The organism is Pseudomonas sp. NPDC096925 (genome assembly GCF_044762545.1).
GTDB lineage: Bacteria > Pseudomonadota > Gammaproteobacteria > Pseudomonadales > Pseudomonadaceae > Aquipseudomonas.
The window spans coordinates 292,008-308,309 of record NZ_JBIWEM010000005.1 but is presented as its reverse complement, the minus strand read 5'-3'; the positions used below and the strand labels follow the sequence as shown (position 1 = coordinate 308,309).

The window sequence follows — 16,302 nt, the reverse complement described above, 5'->3', positions numbered from 1 at the left end:
GGTTTTGAAAAGAGCCTAGTATAACGGCTCGGGCGGCTTTGCTGTGGTCGCCCGACGTAGCGCTGGGGTAGACTCCCAGCCCTTGTCCCGCGGCCCAGTGATGCTTTCCCGATGCTCGAACAGTACGTCAAGAAGATCCTCACCTCGCGCGTCTACGACGTTGCGGTCGAAACCCCGCTGCAGAGCGCCGGGCAACTGAGCAAGCGCCTGGGCAACCAGATTCTGCTCAAGCGCGAAGACTTGCAGCCGGTGTTCTCGTTCAAGATCCGCGGGGCCTACAACAAGCTGGCCCAACTGACCCCGGAAGAACTGGCCCGTGGCGTGGTCACCGCCTCGGCCGGCAACCATGCCCAGGGCCTGGCCCTGGCCGCACGCGAGATGGGCATCAAGGCCACTATCGTGATGCCCAAGACCACCCCGGAGATCAAGGTCGAAGGCGTGCGTTCGCGGGGCGGCAAGGTGGTGCTGCATGGCGACTCGTTCCCCGAGGCGCTGGCCTATTCGCTGAAACTGGTCGATGAAAAGGGCTTCGTCTACGTCCACCCCTATGACGACCCGCACACCATCGCCGGGCAGGGCACGGTGGCCATGGAAATCCTGCGCCAGCACCCTGGCCAGCTGGACGCGATCTTCGTACCGGTGGGCGGCGGCGGCCTGATCGCCGGCATTGCTGCCTACGTGAAGTACCTGCGTCCGGAAATCAAGGTGATTGGCGTCGAGCCGGACGATTCCAACTGCCTGCAGGCGGCCATGGCGGCCGGTGAGCGTGTGGTGCTGCCGCAGGTCGGGCTGTTCGCCGATGGCGTGGCGGTGGCGCAGATCGGTCAGCACACCTTCGATATCTGCCGCCATCATGTGGATGAAGTGGTCACCGTCAGTACCGACGAGATCTGCGCGGCGATCAAGGATATCTACGATGATACCCGCTCGATCACCGAACCTGCCGGTGCCCTGGGCGTGGCGGGCATCAAGAAGTACGTCGAGTTGTACGGCGTCACCGGGCAGACCCTGGTGGCCATCGATTCCGGTGCCAACGTCAACTTCGACCGCCTGCGCCATGTGGCCGAGCGTGCCGAGCTGGGTGAAAAGCGCGAGGCGATCATCGCCGTGACCATTCCCGAGCGCCCAGGCAGCTTCAAGGCCTTCTGCGAGGCTATCGGCAAGCGCCAGATCACCGAGTTCAACTACCGCAAGCACACCTCCGACGAGGCGCATATCTTCGTCGGCGTGCAGACCCACCCGGAAAACGACCCGCGGGCGGCGCTGGTGCAGCAACTGACCGATCAGGGCTTCCCGGTTACCGACCTGACCGATAACGAGCTGGCCAAGCTGCATATTCGCCACATGGTCGGCGGCCATTCGGCTGGTGCCAGTGACGAAATGGTGCTGCGCTTCGAATTCCCCGAGCGGCCGGGGGCGCTGTTCAACTTCCTCAACAAGCTGGGCGGGCGCTGGAACATCTCGATGTTCCACTACCGCAACCATGGCGCGGCTGACGGCCGCGTGGTGGCCGGATTGCAGGTACCGGAGGACGAGCGCCACCTGGTGCCGACGGCGCTGGCGAAGATCGGCTACCCGTACTGGGACGAGACTGACAACCCGGCTTACAAGCTGTTCCTGGGCTGAGCGGCTAAGCTTGGGGCTGATGGCCCTTTCGCGGGTAAACCCGCTCCCACAGGTACTGCACAAGTCTCGAGGTCAGTGCAGTACCTGTGGGAGCGGGTTCACCCGCGAAGAAGCCACTGCAAAATGGCCTGCTCAAGGACAATAGAGACATGGAACACCTGACCACCTTCAAGACCCTGCACATCATCGCCACCGCGCTCCTGCTGCTGGGCGCCCTGGGCCTGGCGCTCTGGACCGTGCGTGCCCGCCGCCAGGGCGATGCCGAGGCTTACGCCAAGCTGCTGCGTCGCCCGCTGGTGTTCGTCTGGCTGGTGATGGGCCTGTGCCTGGTGAGCATGCCGTTCACCGGCTGGTGGCTGGTACATCTGGTGGGCTGGCCGCTGGGACAGACCTGGGTGCTGGCGTCCAGTGTCATTTATACGCTGGGCGCGTTTGCCGTGTGGTGGCTGCTGATCCGGCTGAACCGGCTGCGCAAGGCCGAGGTGGTGGGGTTGCGCTTTACCCTGGCACTGGCGGTATTCAGTGGGGTTTGCTTCCTGTCCATTGCCGGGCTTATGGGCGCCAAGCCGGTCTGAAAGCCTTGTGCTGTATGTGCTGGCCTCTTCGCGGGTAAACCCGCTCCTACAGGACCTGTGCAAGGCTTGATGGCTGTGCAGTACCTGTGGGAGCGGGTTTACCCGCGAAGAGGCCGCTACAGGAAAACCTCAATCTCGCAACGAAACCACCGGCCACCCACGTTGCTCGGCCTCCGCCCGCAGGTTCGGGTCGGGATCCACCGCTACCGCATGCGCCACCCGCTGCAACAACGGCAGATCGTTCATAGAGTCGCTGTAGAAGTAGCTGTCCGCAAGATCAAAGCCGTTCTCCAGCATCCAGCGTTCCAGTCGCGTCACCTTGCCTTCACGGAAACACGGTATATCGGTACTACGCCCGGTATAGCGGCCATCACGCGTCTCGCATTCGGTCGCCAGCAACACGCGAACCCCCAGGCGCCGGGCAATCGGTGCGGTGACGAAGCGGTTGGTGGCGGTGATGATCACCAGCTGGTCGCCGGCCTCGCGGTGCTGCTGCAGCAAGGTCAGCGCCTTGGGCAGGATGATCGGCTCGATGCAGTCGCGCATGAAGTCGCGGTGCAACTCGTCTAGCCGGGCTAACGGTGTTGCTGCAAGGATTTCCATGGAGAAGGCCAGGTAGGCCTGCAGGTCCAGGGTGCCATTCAGGTAGTCCTGGTAGAAGCCATCATTGCGTTGCTTGTAGGCAACCGGGTCGAGGATGCCGCGCTGGCAAAGGTAGTCACCCCAGGCATGGTCGCTGTCGCCACCGAGGAGGGTATTGTCCAGGTCGAATAAAGCCAGGCGCATCGAGGTCACTCGCATCAGCCACAGGGTAGGCCGGCAGAATACGGAGTTTTCACGCGGCTGCACATAAGCTTGGCGGGCGCGTTGCTGCGCTCGCAAGCTTTGTGGAACAATGCGGTGACATGCGTTTGCGAGGTTGCTGCCGTGATCGACCCGGATGGTTTTCGCCCCAATGTCGGGATCATTCTCACGAATGATGCCGGGCAGGTGCTATGGGCTCGCCGGATCAACCAGGATGCCTGGCAGTTTCCACAGGGTGGCATCAACCCTGACGAGACGCCGGAAGATGCCCTGTACCGCGAGCTGAACGAAGAAGTTGGCCTTGAACGCGATGATGTGGAAATTCTTGCCTGCACCCGTGGCTGGTTGCGTTATCGTTTACCCCAGCGACTGGTGCGTACGCATAGCCAGCCGCTGTGCATCGGCCAGAAGCAGAAATGGTTCCTGCTGCGTCTGGTCAGCAACGAACAACGGGTGCGGATGGACCTGACCGGCAAGCCGGAATTCGACGGCTGGCGCTGGGTCAGCTATTGGTACCCGCTGGGCCAGGTTGTGACATTCAAGCGCGAGGTCTACCGACGCGCCCTGAAAGAGCTAGCACCGCGTCTGCTGACGCGCGACTGACGACGGAGTTCGACCCCGAGCCATGCTCAATACGCTGCGCAAGATCGTCCAGGAAGTAAACTCCGCCAAAGATCTCAAGTCGGCGTTGGGGATCATTGTCTTGCGTGTCAAGGAGGCCATGGGCAGTCAGGTCTGCTCGGTCTACCTGCTCGACCCGGAAACCAACCGCTTCGTGCTGATGGCCACCGAAGGCCTGAACAAGCGTTCCATCGGCAAGGTCAGCATGGCCCCCAACGAAGGCCTGGTCGGCCTGGTCGGTACCCGGGAAGAGCCGCTGAACCTGGAAAACGCCGCCGACCACCCGCGTTATCGCTACTTTGCCGAAACCGGCGAAGAAAAATTCGCCTCCTTCCTCGGTGCGCCGATCATCCACCACCGCCGTGTGGTCGGGGTATTGGTCATCCAGCAAAAGGAGCGTCGCCAGTTCGACGAGGGCGAAGAAGCCTTCCTGGTCACCATGAGCGCCCAGCTCGCCGGGGTTATCGCCCACGCCGAGGCCACCGGCTCGATCCGTGGCCTGGGCCGCCAGGGCAAGGGCATCCAGGAAGCGCGCTTCGTCGGCGTACCGGGCTCGCCTGGCGCCGCCGTGGGGCGCGCCGTGGTGATGTTGCCGCCGGCTGACCTGGAAGTGGTACCGGACAAGACCGTCGATGACATCGACGCCGAACTGAAGCTGTTCCAGAACGCCCTCGAAGGTGTGCGCGACGATATGCGCAAGTTGTCGGCCAAGCTGGCCACCCAACTGCGCCCGGAAGAGCGTGCACTGTTCGATGTGTACCTGATGATGCTTGAAGACGCGGCCCTGGGCGGTGAGGTGACCGAAGTCATCAAGACCGGCCAGTGGGCCCAGGGCGCCCTGCGCCAGGTGGTGGGCGAGCACGTCAACCGCTTCGAGCTGATGGACGATGACTACCTGCGCGAGCGCGCCTCCGACGTCAAGGACCTTGGCCGGCGCCTGCTGGCCTACCTGCAGGAAGCCCGCGCACAGTCGCTGGTGTATGCCGACAACACCATTCTGGTCAGTGAAGAGCTGACCCCGGCGATGCTCGGCGAAGTACCGGAAGGCAAGCTGGTCGGCCTGGTCTCGGTCCTGGGCTCGGGCAACTCCCACGTCGCCATCCTGGCCCGCGCCATGGGCATCCCCACGGTGATGGGCCTGGTCGATTTGCCGTATTCCAAGGTCGACGGCATCGAGATGATCGTCGACGGCTACAAGGGCGAGGTGTTCACCAACCCCAGCGAAGTGCTGCGCAAGCAGTACAGCGACGTGGTCGAGGAGGAGCGCCAGCTGGCCCAGGGCCTGGATGCCCTGCGCGAACTGCCGTGCGTTACCCCGGACGGCCACCGCATGCCGCTGTGGGTCAACACCGGCCTGCTCGCTGACGTGGCCCGTGCCCAGCAGCGCGGTGCCGAAGGGGTAGGGCTGTACCGCACCGAAGTGCCGTTCATGATCAACCAGCGCTTCCCCAGCGAGAAGGAGCAGCTGGCCATCTACCGCGAGCAGCTGGCGGCCTTCCACCCGCTGCCAGTGACCATGCGCACCCTCGACATCGGCGGCGACAAGTCGCTGTCGTACTTCCCGATCAAGGAAGAAAACCCGTTCCTCGGCTGGCGCGGCATCCGCGTCACCCTCGACCACCCGGAAATCTTCCTGGTGCAGACCCGCGCCATGCTCAAGGCCAGCGAGGGGCTGAACAACCTGCGCATCCTGCTGCCGATGATTTCCGGCATCCACGAGCTGGAAGAGGCGCTGCACCTGATCCACCGCGCCTGGGGCGAGGTGCGTGACGAAGGCACCGATGTGCCGATGCCGCCGGTTGGCGTGATGGTGGAAATTCCTGCGGCGGTGTACCAGACCAAGGAGCTGGCGCGGCAGGTGGACTTCCTGTCGGTCGGCTCCAACGACCTGACCCAGTACCTGCTGGCGGTGGACCGCAACAACCCGCGGGTCGCCGACCTGTACGACTACCTGCACCCGGCGGTGTTGCAGGCGCTGAACACGGTGGTGCGCGATGCCCATGGTGAAGGCAAGCCGGTGAGTATCTGCGGCGAGATGGCCGGTGACCCGGCGGCGGCGATCCTGTTGATGGCGATGGGCTTCGACAGCCTGTCGATGAACGCCACCAACCTGCCGAAGGTGAAGTGGATGCTGCGCCAGATCAACCTGGGCAAGGCCAAGGAACTGCTGGCCGAGGCCCTGAGCCATGACAACCCGCAGGTTATCCACAGCTCGCTGCAACTGGCCCTGAAGAACCTTGGGCTGGCGCGGATGATCGGGCCCGGGGCCAATAAAACCCTCTGAATATGAGGTGGCCTGTTCCGGCCTCTTCGCGGGTAAACCCGCTCCCACAGGTACAGCGCAGCCTTCAGATGCGGCGAAGTACGTGTGGGAGCGGGTTTACCCGCGAAGAGGCCGGAACCAGCAACATCAAATTATCAGACAAGCAACTCAACTTCCCCCAAATGCCCACCAAAGGGCCCGAAACTGCGCTCAACCAGCCGCCTTCTTCCCTGATCATCCACAATCAGCACCGTACTCGCCCGCGTCCCGTAGTTCTGGCTGGCAATGAACACACTCGACAGCAGCTTCTCGGTCGCCAACCCAACGCCCGTCTCCGGTAACTCGCCCTCCGGCGCCGGTTCGGCATCGGCCAGTAACGCCAGCAAGCGCTGCGGCTCCGGCGTTTCCAGCAATCCTTCCAGCCCACTACGCGCCTTCACCAGCTTCGGCCACGGCGTATCCAGCCCGGCATTGGAAAGCCCGTAAACCCCGGCCTCCAGCAGGCGCGGCGCCGCGTCCCGGGCATGCAGGTAACCCAGCTGCCGCCCGTCGCCCACCAGCAGGTTGAACCCCGAATAGTGCCTGCTGTGGCTGGCCACCTGGTCCAGGTAAGCCTCGACCCCAAGCGCACCCTGCAGATACGCCGCCACCAGTTCACCCCGCGAACGCGGGCCCAACGCCTGCCCCGGGTCGCGGATATTGGTCAGCGCCGCGAACCGCCCCTGCGGGCCCACGCCCAGCCAGGTGCCTCCAGCTTCCAGGTCGCGCCCGGCATAGATCCCGGGCGCATCCTCCCAGGCCGCCAGGGCCTGGGTGGGGCGGGCATAGAACTCATCGCGGTTGGCCGCCACGATCAGCGGCAGGGCATGCCCCGGCCGCCAGGCGAATACGATCAGGCACATCGGTCGGGCCTCTGGGTTTTTTCCACTGTACCCACTCCGGCAGGGCGGATCCAACCTGACACACAGTTCACTAGAGCCCCGAGCCCGGCTTCCGTTACCATGCCGCATTGTTTTCTCGGGGAAGACGAATGGAATTCGTGCTCTATCTGCTGTTGGGCGCCTGCGCCGGTGTGCTGGCCGGGCTGTTCGGTGTGGGCGGCGGTATCATCATCGTGCCGGTGCTGGTGTTCAGCTTCACCTTGCAGGGTTTCGATGCCTCGGTGCTGACCCACCTGGCAGTCGGTACATCGCTGGCAACCATCGTCTTCACCTCGATCAACGCCGTGCTCGAGCACCAGCGCAAGGGCGCGGTGCAATGGCCGATCTTCGCCTGGATGACCCTCGGTATCCTGCTTGGGGCCGGTGTCGGCGCCAAGACCGCCTCGCTGATCCAGGGGCCGCTGCTGCAAAAGATCATCGGCGTATTCGCCCTGGTCATCGCCGCGCAGATGGCCCTGGACCTCAAGCCCAAGGCCAGTCGTGGCATCCCCGGCAAGCCTGCGCTGATTGGTGCCGGTGGGGTGATCGGCTGGGCCTCGGCCATTTTCGGCATCGGCGGCGGCTCACTGACCGTGCCGTTCCTGACCTGGCGCAGCCTGCCCATGCAGCAGGCAGTGGCCACGTCCTCGGCCTGTGGTCTGCCGATTGCCGTGGCCAGTGCCCTGAGTTTCATGCTGCTGGGCTGGCACGCGGAGCACCTGCCGGCCCACAGCCTGGGTTACGTGTACCTGCCGGCGCTGGTCGGCATTGCCGTGACCAGCATGTTTTTCGCCCGCTTCGGCGCGCGCCTGGCGCACAAGCTGTCGCCACGTTTGTTGAAACGCCTGTTCGCAGCCCTGCTGTTCTGTGTCGGCCTCAGCTTTTTGATTTGAATCGAGAGGAAGTTCCATGCTGCCTTACCCGCAGATAGACCCCGTGGCCGTGGCCATCGGGCCGCTGAAAATCCATTGGTACGGCCTGATGTACCTGGTCGGCATCGGCGGTGCCTGGCTGCTCGCCTCGCGCCGGCTGAACCGCTTCGACCCCACCTGGACGCGCGAAAAGCTCTCCGACCTGGTGTTCTGGCTGTCGATGGGGGTGATCGTCGGTGGTCGCCTGGGCTACGTGCTGTTCTATGACCTGCACCAGTACCTGGCCAATCCGACGCTGATCTTCGAGGTTTGGAAGGGCGGCATGTCGTTCCATGGCGGCTTCATCGGCGTGATGCTGGCGGCCTTGTGGTTCGGCAAGCGCAACAACAAGTCGTTCTTCGAGCTGATGGACTTCGTCGCCCCACTGGTGCCGATCGGCCTGGGGGCCGGGCGCATCGGCAACTTCATCAACGCCGAGCTGTGGGGCAAGGCCACCGACGTGCCATGGGCGATGGTCTTCCCGCCGTTCAGCGACCCGGCGCAGTTGCCGCGTCACCCGTCGCAGCTTTACCAGTTCGCGCTTGAAGGTGTGGCGCTGTTCCTGATCCTCTGGGCGTTCTCGCGCAAGCCGCGGCCGACCATGGCGGTATCCGGCATGTTCGCGCTGTTCTACGGCATCTTCCGCTTCATCGTCGAATTCGTCCGCGTACCTGATGCCCAGCTTGGCTACCTGGCCTGGGGCTGGCTGACCATGGGTCAGATTCTGTGCGTACCGATGATCCTGGCTGGCCTTGGCCTGATCTGGTGGGCTTATAATCGCAAGCCTACGGCGAAACCCGCCTGATTAATCCCACGGCAGGGGCGATCCCCCTGCCGTTTTTGCTACAGGTAAGCCATGAAACAGTATCTGGACCTGGTCCGCGACGTCATCGAAAACGGCACGCTGCAGGGCAACCGCACCGGCATCCGCACCATCAGCCTGCCGGGCGCCATGCTGCGTTTTGACCTGCAGAAGGGCTTCCCCGCCATCACTACTCGCAAACTGGCGTTCAAGTCGGCAATCGGCGAAATGGTCGGTTTCCTGCGTGGCGTGAAGAACGCCGGTGAATTCCGCGAGCTGGGCTGCAAGGTCTGGGACCAGAACGCCAACGAGAACGCCCAGTGGCTGGCCAACCCGTTCCGCCAGGGCCATGACGACCTGGGCGAGATCTACGGCGTGCAATGGCGCCAGTGGCCGGGCTACAAGCGCATCCCGCTGAGCAACCCGGCGGCCATCGAAATGGCCGAGAAGGCGGGCTTCCGCCGCATCGCCCAGGACGAGGAGGAGGGCGTCGCGTTCGTCATCCTGTACAAGGCCATCGACCAGGTGCGCCAGTGCCTGGACACCATTGCCAACGACCCGGGCAGCCGCCGTATCCTGTTCCACGGCTGGAACTGCGCGCAGCTGGACGAAATGGCCCTGCCGCCGTGCCACCTGCTGTACCAGTTCCACCCGAATGTGGAGACCAGGGAGATTTCCCTGACCCTCTACATCCGCTCCAACGACCTGGGCCTGGGTACGCCGTTCAACCTCACCGAAGGCGCGGCGCTGCTGTCGCTGTTCGGCCGCCTGACCGGCTACACCCCGCGCTGGTTCACCTACTTCATCGGCGATGCCCATGTGTATGAAAACCACCTGGACATGCTCAACGAGCAGCTCAAGCGTGAGCCGCTCGAAGCACCGAAGCTGGTGATCAGCGACCGCGTGCCGGCGTTTGCCGAGACGGGCAAGTACGAGCCGGAGTGGCTGGAGAAGATCGAGCCGAGCGATTTCTGGCTGGAAGGGTATGAGCACCATGCCCCGATGACGGCGCCGATGGCGGTCTGACAGATCACTATTGCCTGTACCGGCCTCTTCGCGGGTAAACCCGCTCCCACAGGGACCGCACAAAGCTCAGGCCTGTGCAGTACCTGTGGGAGCAGGTTTACCCGCGAAGCTTTGGGCTAATGCCCGTGGCTCCGCCCCACATGCGAATGCTCGGTATCCGGCACCGATACCGCCCCGTTCGTCTCCAGTTGCTGCAAGATCGCGCACTCAGCCCCCTGTGCATTGCAGCGCCGCCGTAGCTCCACAAGCTGATCCTGTAACGCCACCAACCCATCAATCCGTGCCTGCACATGCTCGATATGCTCGTCGATCAGCGCATTGACGCTGCCGCACGAATCGTCGGGGCTGTCGCGCAGGCGTAGCAGGCTGCGGATTTCATCCAGGGTCATGTCCAGGGTGCGGCAGTTGCGGATGAAGGTCAGCCGCTCGACATGGACCTGGGTGTACAGCCGGTAGTTACCGTCGCTACGCGCCGGTTCCGGCAGCAGCTGTTCACGCTCGTAGTAGCGGATGGTTTCCACCGCGCAGTCGGTGGCTTTGGCCAGTTCTCCGATCTTCATCACGAAATTCTCCAGCAAGTGGCTTGACCCTATAGTGGCTACAGGGTGTTCACTTGGCAACAGGCTCAAATTAAGGACGACCCCATGAACCAGCCTGTCAGCCACGAACACAAGCACGATCACCACGCCCACAGCTGCTGTGGCGGCGCTGCTGCGCCAGCCCTGGTCCAGCTGAGCGAAAAGGCCAGCAGCCACGCCCAGTTCAGCCGTTTCCGCATCGAGGCCATGGACTGCCCGACCGAGCAGACCCTGATCCAGGACAAGCTGGGCAAGCTGGCTGGCATCGAGCAGCTGGAATTCAACCTGATCAACCGTGTGCTTGGCGTTCGCCACACCCTGGGTGGCACCGCCGAAATCGAGCAGGCCATTGACAGCCTGGGCATGAAAGCCGAGCCGCTTGGCGCCGCAGATGATGGCACCGGGAGCGCACCACAAGTGGTCAAGACCCGTTGGTGGCCGCTGGCGCTGTCCGGTATTGCCGCGATCTCCGCCGAAATCGTGCACTTTGCCGCGCTGGCCCCGGAGTGGGTGGTGGCGGCGCTGGCGTTGGCAGCGATCCTTGGCTGTGGCCTGGGTACCTACAAGAAGGGCTGGATCGCCCTGAAAAACCGCAACCTCAACATCAACGCGCTGATGAGCATTGCCGTGACGGGCGCGGTGCTGATCGGCCAATGGCCGGAAGCGGCCATGGTGATGGTGCTGTTCACCGTTGCCGAACTGATCGAAGCCCGCTCGCTGGACCGCGCGCGCAACGCTATTGGTGGCTTGATGCAGCTCACCCCGGACATGGCCACCGTGCGCCAGGCTGATGGCCAGTGGCGGGCAGTTGAGGTGCGGGAGGTGGCCATCGGTGCCTTGGTGCGGGTACGCCCCGGCGAACGCATTGGCCTGGACGGTGAAGTGACTAGCGGGCAATCGAGCGTCGATCAGGCACCGATCACCGGCGAAAGCCTACCCGTGGAGAAGGGCGTGGGCGACAAGCTGTTCGCCGGCACCATCAACCAGGCAGGGGCGCTGGAATTTCGCGTTACCGCTGCTGCCGGTCAATCGACCCTGGCGCGTATCATCAAGGCCGTCGAGGAGGCGCAAGGCGCGCGCGCACCTACCCAGCGTTTCGTCGACCGTTTCTCGCGCATCTACACCCCCGTGGTGTTCGCCATTGCCTTGGCCGTGGCGGTGATACCGCCGCTGTTCATGGCTGGCGCCTGGTTCGACTGGGTCTATCGCGCCCTGGTGCTGCTGGTGGTGGCCTGCCCATGCGCCCTGGTGATCTCGACCCCGGTGACCATCGTCAGCGGCCTGGCCGCCGCCGCGCGCAAGGGCATCCTGATCAAGGGGGGCGTGTATCTGGAAGGCGGGCGCCAGCTGGACTTCCTGGCCCTGGACAAGACCGGCACCATCACCCACGGCAAGCCGGTGCAGACCGACGCCAAGGTACTGGAGCCGCTGTTCGAAGGCCGCGCGCAAGCCCTGGCCGCCAGCCTGGGCGAGCGTTCGGACCACCCGGTTTCCCGCGCCATTGCCCAGTTCGGCAAGGAGCAAGGCCTGGCCTTGAGCGAGGTCGATGACTTCGCCGCCCTGGCCGGGCGCGGCGTGCGCGGCACCATCGCGGGTGAGGTTTACCACCTGGGTAACCACCGTCTGGTCGAGGAGCTGGGGCTGTGCTCGCCCGAGCTCGAGGCCCAGCTGGATGCGCTGGAGCGCCAGGGCAAGACCGTGGTGCTGCTGCTCGACCGCTCCGGCCCGTTGGCGCTGTTCGCCGTGGCCGACACGGTCAAGGAAAGCAGTCGCCAGGCCATCGCCGAGCTGCACGAGTTGGGCATCAAGACTGTCATGCTGACCGGTGACAATCCACATACCGCCCAGGCCATCGCCACTGTGGTGGGTATCGACCGCGCCGAAGGCAACCTGCTGCCTGCCGACAAGCTCAAGAGCATCGAAGCCCTGTACGCACAGGGCCATCGGGTGGGCATGGTCGGTGACGGCATCAACGACGCCCCGGCGCTGGCCCGCGCCGAGATCGGTTTTGCCATGGCGGCGGCCGGTACCGACACCGCCATCGAGACCGCCGATGTGGCGCTGATGGACGACGACTTGCGGAAAATCCCGGCCTTCGTCAGGCTGTCGCGCCAAAGTGCGGCGATCCTCATGCAGAACATCGTTCTGGCGTTGGGCATCAAGGCGATATTCCTGGCGATCACCTTTGCCGGCATGGCCACCATGTGGATGGCGGTGTTCGCCGACATGGGCGTGAGCCTGCTGGTGGTGTTCAACGGCTTGCGCCTGTTGCGCAAATAGAGGACGTGCATGCTGAGTTCGGAGCTGAAAGCCTTCTACATGGTGGCCCGTTTGGGCAGCATCACCCTGGCGGCGAAGAAGCTCGGGCTCAGCCAGCCCACGGTGACCACGCAGATCCGCAACCTGGAAGGCCAGTACGCCGTGGAGCTGTTCTACCGCGGCGGGCGGCGCCTGGTGCTGAGCGAGGAGGGCGTGCGCCTGCTGCCGATGGTCAAGGCACTGTTGCAGCAGGAGGCCGACATCGAGTTCGAACTGCGCAACAGCGGCCAGGCCCAGGGCAGCCTGCGCATTGCGGCAACGGCGCCTTACTACATTCTCGACCTGGTGAAGATCTACCGCGAACGCCTGCCGCAGGTGGAAGTGGCGGTGGAAATCGGTAATTCGCAGCAGGTGCTGGAGATGCTTGAGGACTACCGGGTGGATATCGCCGCTTCGTCGCAACTGGTGGAAGACGCGCGGCTGGTGCGGCGGGTGCTGGGGACTGACCCGTTGGTGGTGGCGGTGCATCGCAACCACCCGTTGGCCCATCGCCAGGCGGTATCGATCGAGGTGGTGGCCGGGCACTGCCTTTTGATGCGCGAGAAGGGCTCGACCACACGCAAGCTGACCGAGCAGATGATGCAGGAGGCCGGGGTAAAGGCCGGGGCGTTGCTGGAGATTGGCAGCCGCGAGTCGATCCGCGAGGCGGTGCTGCGCAATATCGGCATCAGCGTGATTGCCCGCCATGAGGTGCCGCATAACCCCGACTTGCGGGTGCTGGCGCTGGAGAACGCGCCGGTGATGCATGAGTACCTGTATTGCCTGAAGGAAAGGCGCCAGGCCCGGTTGCCGGCGGCCTTCCTTGGGGTGGCGCAGGAAGTGGCCGGTTCGCACTTCTAGATTTGTGTTGGCTTTTTCGCGGGTAAACCCGCTCCCACAGCTACTGCACAGCCTTCAGAGGCGACGCAATCCCTGTGGGAGCGGGTTTACCCGCGAAGAGGCCCTCTCAGGGCACTACAAAATCTGCCTATACCACTATCACCCGCTTTTGCCCTAAAGCCACAGAACCTTCGCACAGCCTTTCTAGCATGGCCCCCATCGCTTCGATGAGGCCCTGCCATGAACCACACCACCCCCGGCGCACAGATGACAGTGCGCAATATCCACAAGCGCTTCGGTGCCTTCACGGCGCTCAACGATGTCTCGCTGGACATCGCCGCCGGCGAACTGGTGTGCCTGCTCGGCCCGTCCGGCTGCGGCAAGACCACGTTGCTGCGCTGCATCGCCGGCCTGGAGCGCCAGGACCGGGGTACGTTGTACATCGGCGAGCGCGACATCTCCGAGTTGCCACCCCAGGCCCGTGACTACGGCATCCTGTTCCAGTCCTACGCGCTGTTCCCCAACCTTACCGTCGAAGCCAACATCGCCTACGGCCTGACCGGCAGTGGCCGTGAGCAGGCCCGCCAGCGGGTGGCCGACATGCTCGAACTGGTGGGCCTGGCCGGCAGCGAGAAGAAATACCCAGGCCAGCTTTCCGGCGGCCAGCAGCAGCGTGTTGCCCTGGCTCGCGCGCTGGCGCCGTCGCCATCGCTGCTGCTGCTTGACGAGCCCATGTCGGCGCTGGATGCCCGGGTGCGCGAGCACTTGTGCACCGAACTGCGCCAACTGCAGCGCCAGCTGGGAATCACCACGCTGATGGTCACCCACAACCAGGACGAAGCCATGCTGATGGCCGACCGCATTGCGGTGATGAACAACGGCCAGGTCGAGCAGTACGCCACCCCGCAGGAAATCTACGACCAGCCGGCCACGCCGTTCGTTGCCGAGTTCGTCGGCCAGGGCAACTGGCTGCCGTTCCAGCGCAGCAGCGACAGCCATGCCCAGGTTGGCGGCATGAGCATGCGCCTGGCGCCGGGGTCGGCCCGGGCCAGCAGCGGCCGGCTGTTCTGCCGCCCGGAGGCGATCACGGTCAACCCGGTGGTGCACGAAGAAAACCTGTTCCCGGCCAGGGTCCGCGAAATCACCTTCCTCGGTAACCGCTGCCGCATGAGCTTCGAGCTCAAGGCCCTGCCAGGCCATGCACTGCTGGCGGAGCTGGCCCCCGAGGCCATGCCGCGCCTGGGCTCGCAGGACATCTGGGTGGCGCTGCCGCCGCAGCGCCTGCAGGTGTTTGCCTGAGATGGCTGCGCCAATGTCCCTGCCGTTGAGCCAGGCCAAAGCCGCGCCGCGTGCTGGCGTCGCCCTGGGTGACCGGTTGTTCGTCGTCGGCGGCAAGAGCCTGCTGCTGATCCTTCTGGTGCTGGCGGTGCTGCTGCCGCTGCTGGCGATCTTCTGGCGCGGCTTCAGTGCCGAAGCGGGCCAGGGTGGCGGCCTGCTGGCGGCCCGCGAACTGTTCGCCAGTGAAAACTTCCACTGGCTATTGGGCAACAGCCTGTCGGTGGCCTTCACGGTGGCGGCCATCGTGGTTCCGCTGGCCTACCTGTTCGCCTATGCCCTGCAACGCACGCTGATTCCGGCCAAGGGCCTGTGGCGGGGGATTTCGCTGCTGCCGCTGCTGGCACCGTCGATGCTGCCGGCCATCGCCCTGGTCTACCTGTTCGGTAACCAGGGGCTGCTGCGCGGGTTGCTCAGCGACAACATCTATGGCTTCTGGGGGATCGTGCTGGGCGAGGCCATCTATACCTTCCCACATGCCCTGATGATCCTGTTGTCGGCGCTGTCGCTGGCCGATGCACGCCTGTTCGACGCGGCGTCCAGCATGGGTGCCGGCCCTTGGCGGGCGTTCTCCAGCATCACCTGGCCGGCCACCCGCCAGGCGGTGTTCGCGGCGTTCTGCCTGGTCTTCACCCTGACCATCACCGATTTTGGTGTACCGGTCGTGGTCGGTGGCGATTATCAGGTGCTGGCGCTGGAAGCCTACAAGGCGGTGGTCGGCCAGCAACAATTCGGCCGTGGCGCGCTGATCGGCATGGTGCTGCTGTTGCCGGCGCTGTTCAGCTTTACCGTCGATGCCTGGCTGCGCCGGCGCCAGGGTGAGGCCATGAGCGGCCGTGCCCAGGTGTTCGAGCCCAAGCCATCACGCGGTCGCGATGCCTGCTTCCTGGCCATCGTGCTGCTGGTGTGCGCGGCGTTGCTGCTGGTGATCGGTATGGCTGTGTACTCGTCGCTGGTCACCTTCTGGTCTTACAACCTGGCGTTGTCGCTGCGTCACTACATGTTCGAGGACACCGCCGGTGGCGGCTGGCTGGCCTACCGCAACAGCGTGACCATGGCCATCGGCACCGCGCTGATCGGCAGCATGGTGATCTTCACCGGCGCCTACCTGATGGAGAAGACCCAGGGCCAACGCCTGCTCAACCAGGCGCTGCGCCTGCTCAGCTTCATCCCCATGGCCGTGCCGGGCCTGGTGCTGGGCCTGGGTTACGTATTCTTCTTCAACCTGAACGGCAACCCGCTGCATGTGTTCTACGGCGGCATGGGGCTGCTGGTGGTGTGCACAATCGCCCACTACCTGACCACCGCGCAGATGACCGCGAGCACCGCCCTGCGCCAGCTCGACGGTGAATTCGAGGCTGCCGCGCTGTCGCTGAAGGCGCCGCTGTACAGGCACTTCCTGCGGGTGACCGTGCCGATCTGCCTGCCGGCGCTGCTGGACATCATTCGCTACCTGTTCGTCTCGGCGATGACCACCGTGTCGGCGGCGATCTTCCTGTACAGCCCCGACACCATCCTGGCTGCCGTCGCCGTGCTGAACATGGACGACGCCGGCAACGTCGGTGGTGCCGCCGCCATGTCCACCCTGATCCTGCTGACCAGTGCCGGCGCTTCACTGCTGCTGGCCGCAGCCTCACGCGGCCTGCTGCGCCGCTCCCAAGCCTGGCGCCAACGCGCCGCGACCGTCTGACCTGTAAGGAACC

The 16,302-nt window shown here is 64.5% G+C and carries 14 protein-coding genes; 11 read left to right on the top strand and 3 right to left on the bottom strand.

Annotated elements, in window-relative coordinates; all coding sequences use genetic code 11:
* Positions 1 to 111: 111 nt before the first annotated feature.
* On the top strand, positions 112 to 1,626 hold the full coding sequence (ilvA, locus tag ACIQYU_RS17005; RefSeq protein ID WP_063912114.1) for a threonine ammonia-lyase, biosynthetic: 1,515 nt from the start codon (positions 112 to 114) through the stop codon (positions 1,624 to 1,626).
* A 149-nt stretch (positions 1,627 to 1,775) separates the two neighbouring features.
* Complete coding sequence (locus ACIQYU_RS17000) at positions 1,776 to 2,201, top strand: DUF2269 domain-containing protein (RefSeq protein ID WP_225779645.1); 426 nt, start codon at positions 1,776 to 1,778, stop codon at positions 2,199 to 2,201.
* Positions 2,202 to 2,330: 129 nt separating this feature from the next.
* Here ACIQYU_RS17000 and ACIQYU_RS16995 read toward each other — a convergent pair whose 3' ends face one another.
* Entirely contained in the window at positions 2,331 to 2,987 is a 657-nt protein-coding gene (locus ACIQYU_RS16995) for an HAD family phosphatase (protein WP_207838151.1), read from the bottom strand.
* Positions 2,988 to 3,128: 141 nt separating this feature from the next.
* Here ACIQYU_RS16995 and ACIQYU_RS16990 point away from each other — a divergent pair, with 141 nt between their 5' ends.
* A complete protein-coding gene (locus ACIQYU_RS16990; protein ID WP_003249017.1) occupies positions 3,129 to 3,608 on the top strand; it encodes an RNA pyrophosphohydrolase in 480 nt (159 codons plus the stop codon).
* Between the two features lie 22 nt (positions 3,609 to 3,630).
* The gene (ptsP, locus tag ACIQYU_RS16985; protein ID WP_087499782.1) at positions 3,631 to 5,910 is read left to right on the top strand and encodes a phosphoenolpyruvate--protein phosphotransferase; all 2,280 of its coding nucleotides are present in this window, start codon (positions 3,631 to 3,633) and stop codon (positions 5,908 to 5,910) included.
* A 134-nt stretch (positions 5,911 to 6,044) separates the two neighbouring features.
* On the opposite strand, the gene ACIQYU_RS16980 is transcribed toward ptsP, so the two are convergent.
* Positions 6,045 to 6,791 carry an NRDE family protein gene (locus tag ACIQYU_RS16980; RefSeq protein WP_233688357.1) on the bottom strand — a complete coding sequence of 249 codons (747 nt, stop codon included), beginning with the start codon at positions 6,789 to 6,791 and terminating at the stop codon, positions 6,045 to 6,047.
* A 128-nt stretch (positions 6,792 to 6,919) separates the two neighbouring features.
* Here ACIQYU_RS16980 and ACIQYU_RS16975 point away from each other — a divergent pair, with 128 nt between their 5' ends.
* Genes ACIQYU_RS16975 through ACIQYU_RS16965 form a run of 3 tightly spaced genes read left to right on the top strand, consistent with a single transcriptional unit; the run spans position 6,920 to position 9,548 of the window.
* Positions 6,920 to 7,702: a sulfite exporter TauE/SafE family protein gene (locus ACIQYU_RS16975; protein WP_233688358.1), complete on the top strand. Its 783-nt coding sequence runs from the start codon at positions 6,920 to 6,922 to the stop codon at positions 7,700 to 7,702.
* A gap of 16 nt (positions 7,703 to 7,718) precedes the next feature.
* On the top strand, positions 7,719 to 8,525 hold the full coding sequence (gene lgt, locus ACIQYU_RS16970) for a prolipoprotein diacylglyceryl transferase (protein WP_063912108.1): 807 nt from the start codon (positions 7,719 to 7,721) through the stop codon (positions 8,523 to 8,525).
* A gap of 51 nt (positions 8,526 to 8,576) precedes the next feature.
* Positions 8,577 to 9,548 (top strand): thymidylate synthase, encoded by a 972-nt coding sequence (locus ACIQYU_RS16965; protein ID WP_343585567.1) that lies wholly within the window; start codon positions 8,577 to 8,579, stop codon positions 9,546 to 9,548.
* 116 nt (positions 9,549 to 9,664) lie between these two features.
* On the opposite strand, the gene cadR is transcribed toward ACIQYU_RS16965, so the two are convergent.
* Positions 9,665 to 10,108, bottom strand: coding sequence for a cadmium resistance transcriptional regulator CadR (gene cadR / locus ACIQYU_RS16960; RefSeq protein WP_233688157.1), 444 nt, complete (start codon positions 10,106 to 10,108; stop codon positions 9,665 to 9,667).
* An 84-nt stretch (positions 10,109 to 10,192) separates the two neighbouring features.
* Between cadR and ACIQYU_RS16955 the strand changes: the two genes are divergently transcribed.
* The 4 genes from ACIQYU_RS16955 to ACIQYU_RS16940 all read left to right on the top strand — a co-directional run bounded on the left by ACIQYU_RS16955 (position 10,193) and on the right by ACIQYU_RS16940 (position 16,289).
* Positions 10,193 to 12,406 (top strand): heavy metal translocating P-type ATPase, encoded by a 2,214-nt coding sequence (locus ACIQYU_RS16955; protein ID WP_233688126.1) that lies wholly within the window; start codon positions 10,193 to 10,195, stop codon positions 12,404 to 12,406.
* A gap of 9 nt (positions 12,407 to 12,415) precedes the next feature.
* Positions 12,416 to 13,285 carry a LysR family transcriptional regulator gene (locus tag ACIQYU_RS16950; protein ID WP_402800911.1) on the top strand — a complete coding sequence of 290 codons (870 nt, stop codon included), beginning with the start codon at positions 12,416 to 12,418 and terminating at the stop codon, positions 13,283 to 13,285.
* 219 nt (positions 13,286 to 13,504) lie between these two features.
* Positions 13,505 to 14,563 carry a putative 2-aminoethylphosphonate ABC transporter ATP-binding protein gene (locus ACIQYU_RS16945; protein ID WP_233688128.1) on the top strand — a complete coding sequence of 353 codons (1,059 nt, stop codon included), beginning with the start codon at positions 13,505 to 13,507 and terminating at the stop codon, positions 14,561 to 14,563.
* Position 14,564: 1 nt separating this feature from the next.
* Positions 14,565 to 16,289: a putative 2-aminoethylphosphonate ABC transporter permease subunit gene (locus tag ACIQYU_RS16940; RefSeq protein ID WP_402800907.1), complete on the top strand. Its 1,725-nt coding sequence runs from the start codon at positions 14,565 to 14,567 to the stop codon at positions 16,287 to 16,289.
* The last annotated feature ends 13 nt before the right edge of the window (positions 16,290 to 16,302 follow it).

What these genes read in the sequence shown, in the direction of transcription:
- ilvA (WP_063912114.1), top strand. Translation starts at nt 112, where the DNA reads ATGCTCGAACAGTACGTCAAGAAGATCCTCACCTCGCGCGTCTACGAC.
- ACIQYU_RS17000 (WP_225779645.1), top strand. Translation starts at nt 1,776, where the DNA reads ATGGAACACCTGACCACCTTCAAGACCCTGCACATCATCGCCACCGCG.
- ACIQYU_RS16995 (WP_207838151.1), bottom strand. Translation starts at nt 2,987, where the DNA reads ATGCGCCTGGCTTTATTCGACCTGGACAATACCCTCCTCGGTGGCGAC.
- ptsP (WP_087499782.1), top strand. Translation starts at nt 3,631, where the DNA reads ATGCTCAATACGCTGCGCAAGATCGTCCAGGAAGTAAACTCCGCCAAA.
- ACIQYU_RS16980 (WP_233688357.1), bottom strand. Translation starts at nt 6,791, where the DNA reads ATGTGCCTGATCGTATTCGCCTGGCGGCCGGGGCATGCCCTGCCGCTG.
- ACIQYU_RS16975 (WP_233688358.1), top strand. Translation starts at nt 6,920, where the DNA reads ATGGAATTCGTGCTCTATCTGCTGTTGGGCGCCTGCGCCGGTGTGCTG.
- lgt (WP_063912108.1), top strand. Translation starts at nt 7,719, where the DNA reads ATGCTGCCTTACCCGCAGATAGACCCCGTGGCCGTGGCCATCGGGCCG.
- ACIQYU_RS16965 (WP_343585567.1), top strand. Translation starts at nt 8,577, where the DNA reads ATGAAACAGTATCTGGACCTGGTCCGCGACGTCATCGAAAACGGCACG.
- cadR (WP_233688157.1), bottom strand. Translation starts at nt 10,108, where the DNA reads ATGAAGATCGGAGAACTGGCCAAAGCCACCGACTGCGCGGTGGAAACC.
- ACIQYU_RS16955 (WP_233688126.1), top strand. Translation starts at nt 10,193, where the DNA reads ATGAACCAGCCTGTCAGCCACGAACACAAGCACGATCACCACGCCCAC.
- ACIQYU_RS16950 (WP_402800911.1), top strand. Translation starts at nt 12,416, where the DNA reads ATGCTGAGTTCGGAGCTGAAAGCCTTCTACATGGTGGCCCGTTTGGGC.
- ACIQYU_RS16945 (WP_233688128.1), top strand. Translation starts at nt 13,505, where the DNA reads ATGAACCACACCACCCCCGGCGCACAGATGACAGTGCGCAATATCCAC.
- ACIQYU_RS16940 (WP_402800907.1), top strand. Translation starts at nt 14,565, where the DNA reads ATGGCTGCGCCAATGTCCCTGCCGTTGAGCCAGGCCAAAGCCGCGCCG.